Here is a 17056-nt window from a genome sequence, read left to right as displayed (position 1 = left end):
AAGAAGTTTGGATCAGCGAATTTGGTGAGAGGAATAGATCTGACGGCGGCCTTCGATTGACCACTGCTGCATCAGCATCTCGACGGACGGTGCCTGCGATTTGACCGGAACAACGGCGGCAACGCGGGCGCGAGGCCCAACTGTCACGGCGACCGCGGAAGCGATCACCGCCAGGATCTCGGGAGAGATGGTCTGAGCGGCGGCCGCCGTCGTGGCGGGAGCAGATGGAGCCGACGCCGAGCTGCTCCGAGACGGAGCATCCGGATGAGTCGCCGCCAGCCAGCGACCGACCACGATGATCAGGGCCATGAAGCCCGCGACGCCGCCAAGGATGGCGAACAGCGCGAGCCACTGGTTCCCGAACAGCGGAGCATTGGCGAGGACCGGGGTTGGAGCGAGAAACGACATGATGGATGAAGAGTAAGGAGAAACCGGGCGGCCGTCCTGCGCCGGAGGCGGCGGCACGCGTCGAAACGCGCGCCGCGGACGGCTGCCCGACCAATCCGATTAGAGCGGAATGTTGCCGTGCTTCTTCGGCGGCCGCGTCTCGCGCTTCGAGAGCGTGTTGCGCAGCGCCATCGCCACGATCCCGCGCGTCTGCGCGGGCTCGATGACGTCGTTGATCATCGCCTTGGCGGCGGCGGCATACGGCGACCCGAAGGTCTTCCGATACTCGTCCGCCAGCTCAGCGGCCTTCTTCTTCGGGTCGGCCGCCGCGGCGATTTCCTTCTTGTAGAGCACGCCGACGGCACCGCCGGCGCCCATGACCGCGATCTCGGAGCACGGCCACGCGTAGACGAAGTCCGCGCCCATGTCGCGGCTGCACATCGCCAAGTACGCGCCGCCGTACGCCTTGCGCATGATGACGGTGATCTTCGGCACCGTGCAGGCCGCGTAGGCGAAGAGCATCTTCGCACCGTGGCGGATGATGCCGCCACGCTCCTGCGCGACGCCCGGCATGAAGCCCGGGATGTCGACCAGCGTCACGACCGGGATGTTGAAGACGTTGCAGAACCGGATGAACCGCGCGCCCTTGTCGGACGAGTCGATGTCCAGCGTGCCCGCCTTCACCGCCGGCTGGTTGGCAATGATGCCGACGACCAGGCCGCCGATGCGGCCGAAGCCCACGACGATGTTCTTCGCGAAGTCCTTCTGGACCTCGAGGAAGTCGCCGTCGTCGACCAGCAAGTTGATGACCTTCAGCACGTCGAGCGGCGCCTTCGAATCCTCGGGCACGAGCTCGTTCATGCGCTCGTCGCGCTCCATCGGCACCGGCACCGGGCGGTGCGGCGGGTCCATGATGTTGTTCTGCGGAAGGAACGACAGGAGCTTGCGCGCGATGTCGAACGCGTGGTGATCATCCTCGGCGACGAAGTGAATGTTGCCGGAGATCGTGGCGTGCGCCGCGGCGCTGCCGATCTCGTCCATCGTCGTCGTCTGGCCGGTCGAGGCCTTGATGACGTCGGGACCGCAGATGAACATCTGCGCGTTCTTCTTCGTCATGATGATGAAGTCCGTCAGCGCCGGCGAATACGCCGCGCCACCGGCGCACGGGCCGGCGATGATGGAGATCTGCGGCACGACGCCGGAGAGCAGCACATTGCGGAAGAAGATCTGGCCGTAGCCGGAGAGCGAGTCATCACCCTCCTGAATGCGCGCGCCACCCGAGTCGTTGATGCCGACCATGGGCATGCCCGCCTGCATGGCGTAGTCCATGACGTCGGCGACCTTCTTCGAGTGGATCTTGCCCAGCGCGCCGCCGCCGACGGTGAAGTCGTGGCTGAACGCGGCGATGGGCCGGCCATCGATGTAGCCGACGCCGGTGATGACACCGTCGGTCGGCAGGGTCTTCGACTGCATGCCGAAGTTGTGGCAGTCGTGCTGCGCGTGCAGGCCGGACTCAAGGAAGCTGCCCGGCTGGAACAGCGCCTCGAGGCGTTCGCGTGCGTTCAGCAGGCCCTTCTTCTTGCGTTCGGCGAGCTTGTCGGCGCCACCGCCGGCATAGGCCGCCTCGCGCCGCTTCTGCAGCTCTTCAAGATACGATTTTGGAATCGCCATGATAGGCAGTAATTTGGTGAGCCCGCGCTCAGCTGTTCTTCGGCATGCAGATCTCGGTCAGCACGCCATGGGTGGACTTGGGATGCAGGAAGGCGACGAGCTTGCCGGCCGCGCCTTCGAAAGGCTTGTCGTTGATCAGGCGGGTACCGGCGCCGGCGGCCTGCGCCAGCTGGCCGACGATGTCGGTCGAGGCGAAGGCGACGTGATGCACGCCCTCCCCGTTTTTCTCGATGAACTTGGCCACCGGGCTCTCCGGGGACGTCGGCTCGAGCAACTCGAGGTGAACCTCGCCCACGGTGAAGAAGGCCGTGCGCACCTTCTGCGAGGGAACCTCCTCGCGGTGCTCGCACTTCAGACCGAGCGCTTTTTCGTAGTACGGAATCGTTTCGTCCAGCGAACGAACCGCGATTCCCAGGTGATCGATACGAGTGATCATAGCCGATGTGATAAGTTGGATGGGCCGCGATGGCCCAGTTGTTGATCATACTTACATAGCGGCACCTCCGGGCGCGCCGCATGGTTTGCCTGTTCCCGCCCGTTTCTTGGCGGGTCATCGACCATGCCGCACGCTTATAGTCCCGATGAAACGCCGGTCGACGCCCGATTCTTGACAATTTCTGCGGAGCGAAGCGGTTACCCGCCAGCGTATCCTCGGATCCGACTGACAACTCACAACTGCACATACGATGTCCTCTGTGCCAGATACTAATACCAATACGGCGCCTATCGAGGCCGTGACCGACGCGTTCGCGCGATGGAAAAAAACCGTCGAAGCCGAGCTCAAGGGCGCGCCTTTCGATAAAAAACTCGTCACCCGCACGTTCGAAGGTGTTGCCCTGCAACCCCTCTACACGCGGGCCGATCTCGTCGGCCTCCGGGACGTCGCGACCCAGCCGGGCCAGGCGCCCTTCCTGCGCGGCAAGTCCGCCACGGGTTACAAGGCTCGCGCCTGGGAAATCGCCCAGGAGATCGCCGCCTCCACGCCCAAGGATTTCAACGCCGCAGTAAAAGCCGACCTTATGCGCGGCCAGGACAGCGTCGTCCTGAGCGAGAGCCTCCCGGTCTCCTCGCTCGCCGACCTGCGCACCGCCCTCGACGGCGTCGCGCTGGACGCCATTCCCGCCCACCTCGAGGCGGGTGCCGACGCCCTGCCGGTCGCGGCCCTCTACGTGGCCCTCGCCGAAGAGCGCAAGGTCCCGCTCGCCAAGCTCACCGGTAGCGTCGCCGCCGACCCGCTCAGCCAGTGGGTCAAGACCGGTCACCTGCCCCACAGCCTGGCCGACCTCTACACCAACCTCGCCGAATGGACCCGTTGGGCGTCTCAGAACGCCCCGGCGCTCCACACCATCGGCGTCAACGCCCGCGTCTGGGGCGATGCCGGTGCCAACGCCGTCCAGGAACTTGCCTTCGCCCTCGCCGAGGCCGCGGAATACCTCCGCGCCCTGCAGGAGCGCAACGTGAGCGCCGACGTCGCCGGAGCCCGCGTCCGCGTCCAATTCGCCGTCGGCCCGCAGTTCTTCACCGAGATCGCGAAGTTCCGCGCCTGGCGCTCCCTCTGGACCCGCGTCCTCGTCGCCTTCGGCGCCGCCCCCGCGACCGCCGCCAAGTCCGCCGTCCACGCCGCCACCGGCCGCTGGAACAAGACCCTCCTCGATCCGCACGTGAACATGCTGCGGGTCACCACCGAGGCCCTCTCCGCCGTCCTCGGCGGCTGCGACAGCCTCCACATCGCGCCGTTCGACGAGGTCACCGGTTCCACCGACGACTTCTCCCGCCGCATCGCGCGCAACGTCCACACCGTCCTCGCCGAGGAATTCAGCTTCACGCAGACTGCTGATCCCGCGGGTGGCTCGTGGTACGTCGAGAAGCTCACCGACGAACTCGCCCACAAGGCCTGGGAGCTCTTCCAGAGCATCGAGGCCAAGGGCGGTTACGCCGCCGCCGTCCGCGAGGGCTTCCTCCAGAAGCTCGCGACCGACGCCGCCAACGAGAAGACCGACGCCATCGGCAAGCGCCGCCTCGGCCTCATCGGCACGAACCTCTTCCCCAACCTGAAGGAGAAGCCGCTCGCCCCGAAGGCCGCCAAGCCCGCCAAGAAGGCCAAGGCCGCGAAGGCCAAAGCCGCCAAGGTCACCGCCGGCGCCAACTGGTCCGAGACCTTCGCCAGCGCCGTCAAGGCCGCCGCCGCCGGCACCGCCGCCGCCCAGCTCACCGTCGCCACCAGCGCGCCGGAAGCCGAGGCCACGCCGGTCGCCGCCTTCCGCGCCTCCGCCGGCTTCGAAACCCTCCGCGCCGCGTCCGACGCCTACGCCGCCGCCAACGGTGGCAAGCGCCCGCGCGTGTTCCTCGCGAAGATGGGCCCCGTCCTCCAGCACAAGGCCCGCGCCGACTTCTCGGCCGGCTTCTTTGCCCCGGGCGGTTTTGAAATCGTCGCCAAGCAGGCGTTCGACACGCCCGAGGCCGCCGCCAAGGCCGCCGCTGAGTCCGGCGCCGCGATCGCCGTCCTCTGCTCGACCGACGACACCTACCCGACCCTCGTCCCGGCGTTCGCCGCCGCGGCCAAGGCCGCCAAGCCCGACCTCAAGCTCGTGCTCGCCGGCCTCCCCGCCGAAAAGGAAACCGTCGCCGCTTTCCGCGCCGCCGGCATCGACGAGTTCATCCACATCCGCGCCAGCGTCTACGACCTGCTCGCCAACTTCCTGAAACTGATCGGAGCCCTTAAATGAAGAACGCGCCAGATTTCACCAAGCTCGCCTACGATTCCTTCGCCTTCGACGCGAAGCCTTCGGCTGGCGCCGCCCCGGCGGCCGATGCCTGGCAGACGTACGAGCAAATTCCGGTGCAGCCGGTGTTCACCGCGGCCAACCTGCCGCCGGCGCCCACCCTCGACACCATGCCCGGCATCGCCCCGTTCACCCGCGGGCCGTACGCCACCATGTACGTCCAGAAGCCGTGGACCATCCGCCAATACGCGGGTTTCTCCACCGCCGAGGAGTCCAACGCCTTCTACAAGCGTAACCTGGCCGCCGGCCAGGCCGGCTTGTCCGTCGCGTTCGATCTCGCCACCCACCGCGGCTACGACAGCGACCACCCCCGCGTGGTCGGTGACGTCGGCAAGGCGGGCGTCGCGATCGACTCCGTCCTCGATATGCAGGTCCTGTTCCGCGACATCCCGCTGAACAAGGTCTCCGTCTCGATGACGATGAACGGCGCGGTCCTCCCCGTGATGGCGTTCTACATCTGCGCCGCGCTCGAACAGGGCGCCAAGCTCGAGGAGCTCGCGGGCACGATCCAGAACGACATCCTCAAGGAGTTCATGGTGCGGAACACCTACATCTATCCGCCCGCTCCCTCGATGAAGATCATCGCCGACATCTTCGCGTTCACCTCGCAGAAGATGCCGAAGTTCAACTCGATCTCCATCTCCGGCTACCACATGCAGGAAGCCGGCGCCACCGCCGACCTCGAGCTCGCCTACACGCTCGCCGACGGCCTCGAGTACCTCCGCACCGGCGTCAAGGCCGGCCTCAATGTCGACGCCTTCGCGCCGCGGCTCTCCTTCTTCTGGGCCATCGGCAAGAACTTCTTCATGGAGGTCGCGAAGATGCGCGCCGCCCGCACGCTGTGGGCCGAGATCGTCGGGCAGTTCAACCCGAAGAACCCGAAGTCCAGCGCCCTGCGCACGCACTCGCAGACTTCCGGCTGGTCGCTCACCGAGCAGGACCCGTTCAACAACGTCGCCCGCACCTCCCTCGAGGCGCTCGCCAGCGTCTGCGGTCACACGCAGTCCCTGCACACCAACGCCCTCGACGAGGCCATCGCCCTCCCGACCGACTTCTCCGCGCGCATCGCCCGCAACACCCAGCTGCACCTGCAGCAGGAGACCGGCGTGTGCAACGTCGTCGATCCGTGGGGCGGCAGCTACTATGTCGAATACCTCACCAACGAGCTCATCACGAAGGCCCGCGCCCACCTGGCCGAGGTCGAGAAGCTCGGCGGCATGACCAAGGCCATCGAGGCCGGCATCCCGAAGCTCCGCATCGAGGAGGCCGCCGCCCGCCGCCAGGCCAAGATCGACTCCGGCAAGGAGACCATCGTCGGCCTCAACAAGTACCGCCTCGAGCAGGAGGCCCCGCTCGACATCCTCGAGGTCGACAACACCGCCGTCCGCGAGTCGCAGATCAAGCGCCTCAAGGAACTGCGCGGCGCCCGCAACGAGGCCGCCTGCAAGGCCGCCCTCGCCGCCCTCACCGCTTGCGCGAAGTCCGGCCAGGGCAACCTGCTCGAACTCGCCGTCGCCGCCGCCCAGGCGCGCGCCACCCTCGGTGAAATCAGCAGCGCCCTCGAGGAGGTCTTCGGCCGCTACCAGGCCCAGATCCGCTCCATCTCGGGCGTGTACCGCCAGGAATTCGGAGAGGAGAAATCCGTGCAGGAGATCAAAAAGAAGATCGCCAAGTTCGAAGCCAAGGAGGGCCGCCGCCCCCGCATCCTGATCGCCAAGCTGGGTCAGGATGGACACGACCGCGGCGCCAAGGTCGTCGCCACCGCGATGGCCGACCTGGGCTTCGACGTCGACATCGGGCCGCTCTTCCAGACGCCCGAGGAAGCCGCCAAGATGGCCGTGGAAAACGACGTCCACGTGGTCGCGATGAGCTCGCTCGCCGCCGGTCACAAGACGCTCCTCCCCGCCCTCCGCGACGCCCTCAAGGCCCTCGGCCGCGAGGACATCATGATCGTGTGCGGCGGCGTCATCCCCGCGCCCGATTACGACTTCCTGCTGGCCAACGGCGCCTCGGCCATCTTCGGCCCCGGCACCGTCATCCCGAAGTCCACCGATCGCGTGCTCGACCTGCTGCTCGAGCGCATTTGATCTAGATCGTCTCTCGAGTGGCGCCGGCTCCTTGTGGGCCGGCGCCACTTTGCTTTATACCCAGCCCGCTCCCATTTTCCGCCGATGTCCGCGTCCGACCCTCATCACGCCCACTGCCCGCAACCGCGCCCCGACTGGGTGCCGGAGAACGCCGGTCCCGCCTTCGCGACCCGGGTCATGCAGGGCGCCACGCCCGTCGCCAGCGCGCGCGCCGGCTCCGGCATTAAGCGCCGCCAGCTCAGCCTCGACGAATACGCCGAGGGCGTCCTCGCCGGCCAGCGCACCATCCTCGGTCGCGCCATCACGCTCATCGAGAGCAACGCCGCCCACCACCAGGAGCAGGCGCAACAGCTTCTCTCCCGCCTCCTCCCGCACACCGGCAAGTCCCGCCGCATCGGCATCACCGGCATCCCCGGCGCCGGCAAGAGCACGTTCATCGAGGCCTTCGGCTGCCATCTCACCGAGCTCGGCCACAAGGTCGCCGTCCTCGCCATCGACCCCTCCAGCACCCTCACCGGCGGCTCCATCCTCGGCGACAAGGTGCGCATGGAGAAACTCAGCCAGCAGCCCAACGCCTTCATCCGCCCGTCCCCCTCCGGCGGCTCCCTCGGCGGCGTCGCCCGCAAGACCCGCGAGGCCATGCTCGTCTGCGAAGCCGCCGGCTTCGATGTTGTCATCGTCGAAACCGTCGGCGTCGGCCAGAACGAGGTCACCGTCCGCTCCATGGTCGACTTCTTCCTCGTCCTCATGATCGCCGGCGCCGGCGACGAGGTGCAGGGCATCAAGAAGGGCATCATCGAGCTCGCCGACACGCTCGTCATCAACAAGGCCGACGGCGACAACCTGCACCGCGCCACCGCCGCCCAGGCGGAGATGAAGCGCGTGTTGCACTACCTTCACCGCGCCACCGAGGGCTGGGAAACGCCCGCCCTCCTCGCCTCCGCGCTCACCAAGGCGGGCATCCCCGACGTCTGGAACACCACCACCGCCTACTTCCAGCACGTCGAAGCCATCGGCGCCCTCGCCGACCGCCGCCGCGTGCAGGCCGTGGAGTGGATGCACGCCCTCATCGCCGAGGGCCTCCGCACCGAGTTCTACGCCACCCCCGCCATCCGCGACCGCATGGCCGCCCTGGAAACCGCCGTCGGCGCCGGCAAGACGCCCGTCTTCTCCGCCGCCCTCGAACTCCTAAACCTCTTCCGAAGCTCGCTCCGCCCGTGACCGGCCGGAGTCCGGAAGCCAGAGTCCGGAAGCCAGAAGCCAGAGTCCGGAAGCCAGAAGCCGGAGTCCGGAGGCCCGAAGCCCGAAGCCAGAGGCCGGAAGCCGGAGGCCGGAAGCCAGTCACCGAGGTCTTTCTCTTACTCTTCAGAGAGGGATTGAGCAGTTCTCGCTCCGCGAGAACTGAAGTAGGGAGGTTCTCGTTCTCGTTCGGGCTGAGGGCTCCCCACTCTCACTTTCACCCAGAAGGCGTCTCGATCTCGTCACAGAGCGCACCGAGGCCGAAGGAGGACACGGAGGAAAACCAACCCGATGCGGGCCTTCGACGCTCGGTTCACGATTTCGACGTAATTTCAGCTCAAACCCTCTGTTGGCTCAGTTGCCTCCTGTAAGACGGATCGGGGGTTGGTCTGTTTCGAGCCACCGAACTTCCAGGCAATTTTCACAGGAGCTAAGGGAGTAAACGGAGGCGCTCCGTGTCCCGCTCCCCTTGCGCCTTTTGCGCCTTCTTGCGGCCACCAAGAGATCCGTTGTCCATCACGGCCGGAGCTTCGCCTCGTTATAGATCGGGACCATCTCCGGCATCATCGCCTGCAGGTCCGTGATCCGTTTCTCGTCGGCCGGGTGACTCGACAGCAGCTTCGCCACGATGCTTTGCCCCGCCGACGACTTCTGCTGCGCGACCATCTTCTCCCAGAAGGTGATCGCCGCCCGCGGATCGTACCCTGCCCGCGCCGCGTAAACCACGCCCATGCGATCCGCCTCGCTCTCCTGCGCGCGTGAATGCGGCAACGTGTAGCCCACCGTCACGAGTCCGCCGTACGCCGCCTTGTAGAGTTCGAGCTGCTTCGGATCCCCGATCTTCGTCTGCAGCGCACTCGCGCCGAGTTCACCGAGCCCGCCTGCAATCTGCGCCTCCGTCATCCGCTCCGCCCCGTGCCGCGCCGTCACGTGGCCGATCTCGTGCCCAATCACCGTCGCGAGTTCGTCATCCGTCGCCGCGAGCCGCAGCAATCCCGTGTACACGCCCACCTTGCCTCCCGGCAGCGCGAACGCATTCACCTGGTCCGACTCAAACACCGTGAACTCCCACTGCGCGCCCGGCAGGTCGTTGCCCACGGCGCGCGCAATCCGCTGCCCCACGCGCCGCACCCGCTCGTTCAGCGCGGGATCGGTGGACACCTTTTCATCCTTCGTGACATCCGCGAACGCCTGCGCGCCGAGTTTCACTTCCTCCTCCGGCGTGGCCGTCACGAGCGACTTCCGCCCCGTCACGGGATTCGTGTAGCAACCGGCAATCACCGCCACCGCGAGCGGCACAAAAACGAGGGTAAAACGTTTCATGGGAACCGCCCTCCAGACCTCCCCGATCGCCTTCAGTTCGTGCCCTCGTTGTCGTCCCAAGAGTTCGTCTTCCAGATCAACCCACGAACCGCCGTAAGCCGCGGGTGGTTGTGCCGCCGGATCTTGAAGCAGCCCGACACGCTCACCCGCCCCGGCGAGCGGGCCAGCGCGCCGAACGTGAGCCACGCAACGGAGAACTCCTACTACAGCCTATACACTTCGCAGAGCGCCGCGCCGGCCTCGCCGTTCTGCCCGGTAACGATCACGGTATATGCGCCAGGGGGAAGCACCATCATGGCGACGGAATCCGTGCTGTTACTAGGCAGGGGAAACGCGCCCGCGGCGCTCTGAATCGACCGCATCTCATCGGTGTCGCTCCAGCCCGAGGCTTCCAACACGGGGGTCGATCCGGAGTACACGACAAACTTCGGATGCGGCAACGGGGCATCCACCCCGAATTGCGCCAATCCCGGGCCCACGGCGCGCACGAGGACTTGAATCGGTTGGTCGCCGTTGACGAAAAAACCCGCGATCAGCGGCTCGCCGTCACGAATGGTGGCGCGCGCCGAGGTGTTGACCCAGCCTACCGCCCCTGAGTTGGCGCCATGGAGTCGCGCGACGCCCGCGCGCGCCGCGCCTTGAATCGTCGCAAATCGCCCAGACACGTACACATCGCCAGATTGGCTGAGCCGCACGCGCTCGATCCGCCCGTCTGTCCCGCCCAGCCTCGCCCAACTGGAGTCAGTCGCCCCGTTCGGGAGAAACCGGACCACACCGAACACGGCCGGAAAGCCGGCAAAGATCCCGGCAGCGACCAGGCGACCGGCCGGATCAAACCGGAGATCGTCGACCCCGAGTTGAAAGCGGAAATCGGATGCGAACGCCGTGTCCTCAGTTAAGTCCTCGCGAAGCATCACCACCCGCGAGTCTCCGCCGACGGCGATCCTGCCGGTGCTCGAAATGGCAACCGCCCCAATGTCGCTCATTCCCGTGTAGGTCGCCGCGGAATTGTCGGGCGATCCGTCGGGCTTGAGCAGCATCACACCTGTTCCACCTGCCACTACAATCTGTCCGCTGGGCAAAACCCCGAGTGCGGCCGGAACGCCGCTCAACGCCGGCGGGGTAAACGTCTCGTCCCAGCGGCCGTCGGGCAGGAGTCGCGTCAGATAGGAAACCGAGTGCCCGTCCACGACGTGAAACGGCCCGGCCAGCAGCAGCCGACCGGCTGCGTCCACCGCGCCGGCCGTGACAATGGCCGCAGGAATCGCCGGCCCGAAGTTTGCGCGATGGTAGCTCGGATCGATCGCGCCGTCGGACAACACCCGCGCGGTAAATGCGGGCTGGGAATCGATCGCGAATGTCCCTGCCACCAGCAGACTACCATCGGCGCCAGCAAACACCATGCGCAGATTCGCTACCATGCCTTCAGCCACGATCGGACACACAAATCGGGTGTCTTCGGTGCCGTCGGAATTGAAACGCTTCAGGGTATTTCGAGCGACATATACACCGCCGTTTGGGGCGTCTTCGATTGTCCAGACGCGCCCCTTCCCAGCCGGCACAAACGTCGTATCGATCAATCCTGTCGTCGCGAAGCACTCAGCAATGAGCGCGGTAAGCCCAAGCACAGAGATGGCGAAGTGTTTCATAGAAACAATTTCAAGGCCCACGATATCCGCCCGATGCCCAAGTTCAAACCCTTGCTCTCCGTCCAACGACCTCTATATATCTTCCTCTTACTCTTCCTCTTGCTCTTACTCTCGAGGGATTGAGGGACCACTCCGAAGGTCGTTCTCGTCACGGAGTGCACGGAGGCCGGAGGAGGTCACCGAGGAAAACCATCACAAAACGGGTTCTCTTCCTCCGTGCCCCTCCTCCGACCTCTGTGCGCTCCGTGTCCCGCCTGGAGAGATTGAGGGACCGCCAGTTGCTTCCCCACTTTCACTCTCACTCTCACTTTCACTCCGGAGGGCGTTCTCGTCACGGAGTGCACCGAGTCCGGAAGAGGTCACGGAGGAAAACCAGCACGATGCCGGTTCTCCCTTCTTGCCCCTCCTCCGACCTCTGTGCGCTCCGCGTCCCGCCCGGAGGGATTGAGCGACCGCCAGTTGCTTCACCACTTTCCCGCTCACTCTCACTTTCACTCCGAAGGTCGTTCTCGTCACAGAGTCCACGGAGGCCGGAAGAGGTCACCGAGGAAAACCATCACAAAGCCGGTTCTCTTCCTCCGTGCCCCTCCTCCGACCTCTGTGCACTCCGTGTCCCGCCCGGAGGGATTGAGGGACCGCCAGTTGCTTCCCCACTTTCACTCTCACTTTCACTCCGGAGGTCGTTCTCGTCACGGAGTGCACCTAGTCCCGAGGAGGTCACCGAGGAAAACCAGCTCGATGCCGGTTCTCCCTCTGTGCCCCTCCTCCGACCTCTGTGCGCTCCGTGTCCCGCCCGGAGGGATTGAGGAAACGCCCGACCGAGCAGGACACCGAGGCCACCGAGTTCAGAGGAGCGCACGGAGCGAGCCCCGAACTGAGCCGGCATCGCACCGAGAAGACCGTCTTCACTCCTCAACGCTGCGCTTCGTGCGCCGCCATCGATCTTCTGCCAGCCGGAGAATGGCCGCCACATACCCGTGGGAGTGGCGGGCGTAGTACTCCGCCGTACATATGCTCACGCCGCCAGTCCGAGTCGGGTCAGCGCCGGCGTCGAGCAGGTGCTCGACAACCTGCGTGTGTCCTCCTTCCGCCGCTACCATGAGCGGCGTCTTGTACACACTTCCCTCCTCGAAAGGGTCAACCCATGCCCCCGCAGTAATGAGTTGCTGCACAACCTGCAGATGCCCCGCACCCGCGGCGAGCGAGAGCGCATTCCGCCCCCACTTATCCCACACATTCACGTCCACGCCCTCGGCAATCAACCGTTCGACCGCAGCGACGTCTCCTGCGTAGGCGGCGTTCCACAGTGCGGAAGCTGGAGTATCATCGCGCTCCTGCATGCTGGCCTCGGTGTTTACCTGTCGTGGTAAACCCGTCAATCAGGCACTGTTCCACGCTGCGGATCACAGGCGCATTTGGGGCCAAGGCGGCGGCGCGAGGTCGTAGTGCGGGCTGGCGGTCCGGTTGCACCCGCCAGTGTGCGAAATCGCCTTCGCAAGTGCGCATCCTCCCAACCTGAGTGCGCGTTTTCGCGTCCGCGAAAACGCGCCCGAATATTCAACGGCTTTGACCCGCGACCGGGCCGCGGCCCAACCTGCCGCCCCTCCGACCATGAAACGGTTCGCCGTCGCTCGCCTGCCCCTCTCACTCCTTTTCGCCACCGCGCTCGCGGCGGTGACGTCCGCGGCCCAGCCCGCACCGGCGGCGACGCCCCCCGCGGTCGACGCCGCGGTCCGCGCCGATCCCGCGCTCGCGGCCAGCGCCGATGACGCCGCCGACGTCGAGTGGCACGACGTCACGACGTGGGGCGCCGAGGGGCGCGCCTGGGTCGATCAGCCGCGGCAACTCTGGTTCGACCGCCTGCCCGCGGCCGCCGAGCAGACGGTCACCAAGAACGTCTGGAATCTCAGCCGCGACACCGCCGGGATGATGGTCCGCTTCAAGACCGATGCGACGAGCATCCACGTCCATTACCTGCTCACGAAGGATCGCCTCGCGAAGCCGCACATGCCGGCGACCGGCGTCAGCGGGCTCGACCTCTACGCGCGCGACGAGCAGGGCCAGTGGCGCTGGGTGCAGGCCGCCCGTCCCGCCAAACAGGAGGTGAAGACGGCGTTGGTGAAGGGACTCGCGCCTGGCTTCCGCGAATACGCCGCCTACCTGCCGCTCTACAATGGCGTGAAATCATTGGCCATCGGCGTGCCCAAGGGCGCCCGGTTCGAGGGTCTCGCCCCGCGCACCGCCAAGCCGATCGTGTTCTACGGCACGTCCATCACCCACGGCGCCTGCGCGTCGCGTCCCGGCATGGTGCACACCGCGATCCTCGGCCGCCGGTTTGACCGGCCCGTGCTGAACCTCGGCTTCTCGGGCAACGGTAAGATGGACGCCGCCGTCGGCGCGTTTCTCACGCAGATCGATGCGGCGGTGTACGTGATCGACTGCCTGCCTAACATGCAGCCGGCCGACGTCACCGCGAAGACCGTACCGCTCGTGCAGCAGCTCCGCGCCGCGCGACCCGACACGCCCATCGTGCTCGTCGAGGACCGGCGCGAGACCAATGCCTGGATTCGGCCGGAGACGAGCCAGTTTCACGCGAAGAACCACGCCGCCCTCAAGGCCGAGTACGAACGCCTCAAGCAGGCCGGCGTGAAGCATCTGTATTACATTCCTGGCGACGCTCTCTACGGCACCGACTCCGAAGGCGCGACCGACGGCGACCACGCCAGCGACCTCGGCTTCTGGCGCCAGGCCAACGTGATGGAGCCCATCATCCGCGAAGCCCTCGCCGAGACGGCGAAGTAGCCGCCGTTAGCAACCGCGAAGTACGCCAACGCGCGCGAAACCGCGCGGTGGTCGGCACCGAGCGTGGGAGTCGCGACCGGGAGCGAGCGCCGCAGACTCTCGCGCCCGGTTCGCAGCCTTCGCGGTGAGCGTCAGCAACGGCTCAATCAGACGTGTTGCCGGCCTGCGCCGGCCCTTTGTCGGCCAGTCGCGCCAGGTACGGAGCGATTAGGTGATAGGTGCCCTGGGAGGCAACGAATGCCGCCGACCCCATACATACCCAGGAGCTTCCACCAAAGTATCCTCCTCCTCCGCGGGTCGGCGGCGCTTCGGCCGTCACGGTTCTTCGGTATGTAATCTTATAGGGTCCAGAAACGGGCGACGAGATGCGCTCAACATCGAACTCCTGTCGTACAGCGCCGAAGTAGCCCAAATGCATGATCGGGCCATCGCTGGATTCCCCAACTTGAGGAAGCCATGACGTAGCAATGCGCGGAATGGGCGCTTCACGCCCCAGAGGATCGACAACCTCGCAGGTTATATTCAAATCTATTTAAGAAATTCAAAGTTAGGGCGATGTGATGTTCTCTGAATACCGGCCCAACTACCACCTTGGGCACGGTCACCGCACGCCGGATCGGGTTATCCCGAGATCCACAAATGGACGACGTCGGCCCGACACCCAACCTTTCCGTCATCGAAACCATATGAACTCAACTAATAAATTCCTCCTGCTTACGGCAATCTGCGTAAGCAGTCTCATTGCCCCGCCGACGCGTGCTCAGACTGAATTCGTCGCCAGGGGCGACATGTTGGCTACGCGATCGGGCGAAGCAATCACACGTCTCGATGATGGACGTGTGTTCGTAGTCGGAACACTAGGGGTGAACGCCGCCGAATTGTACAATCCGAGCAGCGGTCAATTCAGTTGGGCGGCGTCGCTCGCAACTGCACGTTTTGCGCCCGCCGTTGCGAAGCTTAACGATGGTCGGGTCCTCGTCGCCGGCGGGGGATCGACAGTCGGAACCACTGCACTAAACTCAACTGAGATCTACGACCCTACTACAAACACTTTTTCAAATGGTTTTAGTCTTCCAGAAGGATGCTTTGCAGGAAAATCCGTAACCCTTCTCGACGGAAGAGTTCTGCTTGCGGGAAACTGGGGAGCGAACTGGTCGGTACGTGGCACAGCGATTGTCCTCAACCCGACCACAGGAGCAGCCTCATTGATTTCGCTCAGGGTCGGCCGCGCGGGCGGAGCCCTCGTCCGACTGAATGACGGGCGCGTTCTTCTCGCCGGAGGACTTACATACAGCGGGACTAGCTCAATGACTGCCTCGATGGAGGTATTTGATCCTTCGACAAACACATTCACCTCGATTGCGTCGATGAGCCAACCTCGGGACCCTGCGGGTATCCTCCTCCCAAACGGGAAAGTGCTGCTTGTCGGCGGTCCCACTCCACCTTCCGGCGCCGGAACCAACGTGTGTGAGCTCTTCGACCCCGCCACCAACAGGATCATAGCGACCTACCACATGAACACGGCCCGGCAATACCCGGCCGTTAGCCTAACCGACGACGGCAAGGTGATGATTTCATCTCCGGACACGCCAAAGGTTGAGATATTTGACCCGGCATACGGCACCTTCGCACTCCCCACTTCCATGCCGTCGGTCACTCGGAATCCTCATTTTCTTTGCTCGCTGCAGGACGGTTCAGTTCTGCTGCTTGGAGGCGGCGCACGTAGATCCGAACAATTTGTCAGGACGAATCTTCTTCCGACGGCAAATGCAGGCAGTGATCGTGTTGTATACGCCGGCACATCAGCCGAGGCTGTCATCACACTTGATGGGACCGGTTCGACAGACCCAGAGAATGCGCAATTGTCCTATTCATGGGTGGGTGCCTTTGGTTCTGCGACCGGCGCATCGCCCACGGTCACACTCCCACTCGGGGTCAACGTGATCACGTTGACCGTTACTGACAACGTCGGCCAACACTCGAGCGCGACTGCATTTATCTCTGTCGTTCAAGGAATCGACGCCGCGGCATATTCCCAACTCACCTCTCAAATACAAACTCTTGTCAGTGAGAAGACTGTACTGGAGGGTAAAGTTAATCAACTGGAGCAATCTATAACGTCTCTGAAAGCAGCACTTGGATCAGTGTCGGCAGGTTTCGATGACATCAAGACCCATGCCCTGGCTATCATCGGGATCTGCGATCAGAAGGTACAGGAAGCCAACGCGGCGAAAACTGCGAACTAGCTAAATGCATGCGCTAAATACTTGATATATTTAGCGGCTACGCTCTGCTGAGCGGGTCCCCGGTGCCGCCGCTGCCCGCTCAGTTTCACACTCCACGCACCTTCGCCCACTCCTCGCGCAGCACCGGGCCGAGCACCTTCATCCAATCGACATAGCCCGCGCGGCTGGGGTGCAGCAGGTCGTCCACATAGTCCTCGCGCACCGGCTGGCCCTTCGCGCGAAGTTGGTACGGAGTGCGGTCAACATACCGGGCCCAGTCGTGCTGCTGCACCCAGCGCGCGAGGCGTGCGTTCATCTCCAGAATCTGCGGGATCTGCGCGACGCGTTTGAGGCTGATGCCGAGCGAGTTGATGACCACCCGCGCCTGCGGCAGCTTCGTGTGCACCACCTCCAGGAGGCGGAGGTACTCGGCAAACGTTTCATCGACGCTCAAGCCCGCGTTGAGGTCGTTGCCGCCAATATCGATGACCAGGAGCTTCGGCTCATGCCGCCGCGCGATCGTATCGAAGTAGAAGATCAGGTCGTTGATCCGGCTGCCCCCGAAGGCGCGATTCACCACCGGCAAATCAGGAAAATCATCCGCCAGACTCTTCCAGCGCGTGGTCGCGGAACTGCCGATGAAGACGATGCCGTGCCTGGCCGGCGCCTGCGCGGCAAAGGCCTCGATGGCCTTGGCATAACGCTCGGGCTTGGCCTGCCGCGGCGCCGCCTCCTCCGCCGCCCGCACCGACGCAAAAGCGAGCGCACCAGCGAGCAACCCGAGGAGCAGTTTCAGTTTCATGCAGCGCAATTTCATCGAGGAAGCCGATCTGGCTTGGGGGGCGAAACAGCGTCATCCGCCCCCACGCCAAGCCAAGCGAATTGTCCTT

12 protein-coding genes are annotated in these 17056 nt (G+C 64.9%); 5 read left to right on the top strand and 7 right to left on the bottom strand.

Going from position 1 to position 17056, the window contains the following annotated elements; all coding sequences use genetic code 11:
- Window positions 1-12: 12 nt before the first annotated feature.
- The 3 genes from DB354_RS03290 to mce form a co-directional block, all read right to left on the bottom strand.
- On the bottom strand, window positions 13-408 hold the full coding sequence (locus DB354_RS03290; protein WP_107833996.1) for a hypothetical protein: 396 nt from the start codon (window positions 406-408) through the stop codon (window positions 13-15).
- Between the two features lie 99 nt (window positions 409-507).
- Window positions 508-2058 carry an acyl-CoA carboxylase subunit beta gene (locus DB354_RS03285; RefSeq protein WP_107833995.1) on the bottom strand — a complete coding sequence of 517 codons (1551 nt, stop codon included), beginning with the start codon at window positions 2056-2058 and terminating at the stop codon, window positions 508-510.
- Window positions 2059-2086: 28 nt separating this feature from the next.
- Window positions 2087-2494, bottom strand: coding sequence for a methylmalonyl-CoA epimerase (gene mce / locus DB354_RS03280; RefSeq protein ID WP_107833994.1), 408 nt, complete (start codon window positions 2492-2494; stop codon window positions 2087-2089).
- Between the two features lie 250 nt (window positions 2495-2744).
- Between mce and DB354_RS03275 the strand changes: the two genes are divergently transcribed.
- The 3 genes from DB354_RS03275 to meaB all read left to right on the top strand — a co-directional run bounded on the left by DB354_RS03275 (window position 2745) and on the right by meaB (window position 8149).
- Window positions 2745-4784 carry a methylmalonyl-CoA mutase family protein gene (locus DB354_RS03275; protein WP_107833993.1) on the top strand — a complete coding sequence of 680 codons (2040 nt, stop codon included), beginning with the start codon at window positions 2745-2747 and terminating at the stop codon, window positions 4782-4784.
- On the top strand, window positions 4781-6928 hold the full coding sequence (scpA, locus tag DB354_RS03270; protein WP_107833992.1) for a methylmalonyl-CoA mutase: 2148 nt from the start codon (window positions 4781-4783) through the stop codon (window positions 6926-6928). The genes DB354_RS03275 and scpA overlap by 4 nt, the downstream gene beginning before the upstream one ends.
- An 84-nt stretch (window positions 6929-7012) precedes the next feature.
- Window positions 7013-8149, top strand: coding sequence for a methylmalonyl Co-A mutase-associated GTPase MeaB (gene meaB / locus DB354_RS03265; RefSeq protein ID WP_107833991.1), 1137 nt, complete (start codon window positions 7013-7015; stop codon window positions 8147-8149).
- A 534-nt stretch (window positions 8150-8683) separates the two neighbouring features.
- Here meaB and DB354_RS03260 read toward each other — a convergent pair.
- From DB354_RS03260 to DB354_RS03250, 3 genes are all read right to left on the bottom strand, one after another.
- Window positions 8684-9490 carry a M48 family metallopeptidase gene (locus DB354_RS03260; protein ID WP_107833990.1) on the bottom strand — a complete coding sequence of 269 codons (807 nt, stop codon included), beginning with the start codon at window positions 9488-9490 and terminating at the stop codon, window positions 8684-8686.
- Between the two features lie 203 nt (window positions 9491-9693).
- Window positions 9694-11139: a hypothetical protein gene (locus DB354_RS03255; protein ID WP_107833989.1), complete on the bottom strand. Its 1446-nt coding sequence runs from the start codon at window positions 11137-11139 to the stop codon at window positions 9694-9696.
- A gap of 905 nt (window positions 11140-12044) precedes the next feature.
- Window positions 12045-12479 (bottom strand): ankyrin repeat domain-containing protein, encoded by a 435-nt coding sequence (locus DB354_RS03250; RefSeq protein ID WP_107833988.1) that lies wholly within the window; start codon window positions 12477-12479, stop codon window positions 12045-12047.
- A gap of 271 nt (window positions 12480-12750) precedes the next feature.
- Here DB354_RS03250 and DB354_RS03245 point away from each other — a divergent pair, with 271 nt between their 5' ends.
- Both DB354_RS03245 and DB354_RS03240 read left to right on the top strand, forming a co-directional pair.
- Window positions 12751-13941, top strand: a complete 1191-nt coding sequence (locus DB354_RS03245) for an SGNH/GDSL hydrolase family protein (protein ID WP_107834071.1) — start codon at window positions 12751-12753, stop codon at window positions 13939-13941.
- A gap of 686 nt (window positions 13942-14627) precedes the next feature.
- Window positions 14628-16187, top strand: coding sequence for a kelch repeat-containing protein (locus DB354_RS03240; RefSeq protein ID WP_158277343.1), 1560 nt, complete (start codon window positions 14628-14630; stop codon window positions 16185-16187).
- An 85-nt stretch (window positions 16188-16272) separates the two neighbouring features.
- On the opposite strand, the gene DB354_RS03235 is transcribed toward DB354_RS03240, so the two are convergent.
- Window positions 16273-16968, bottom strand: coding sequence for a GDSL-type esterase/lipase family protein (locus DB354_RS03235; protein ID WP_158277342.1), 696 nt, complete (start codon window positions 16966-16968; stop codon window positions 16273-16275).
- Window positions 16969-17056 lie beyond the last annotated feature (88 nt).

This window comes from Opitutus sp. ER46, assembly GCF_003054705.1.
Classification (GTDB): domain Bacteria; phylum Verrucomicrobiota; class Verrucomicrobiia; order Opitutales; family Opitutaceae; genus ER46.
This window is presented reverse-complemented; position numbering and strand designations above follow the sequence as displayed.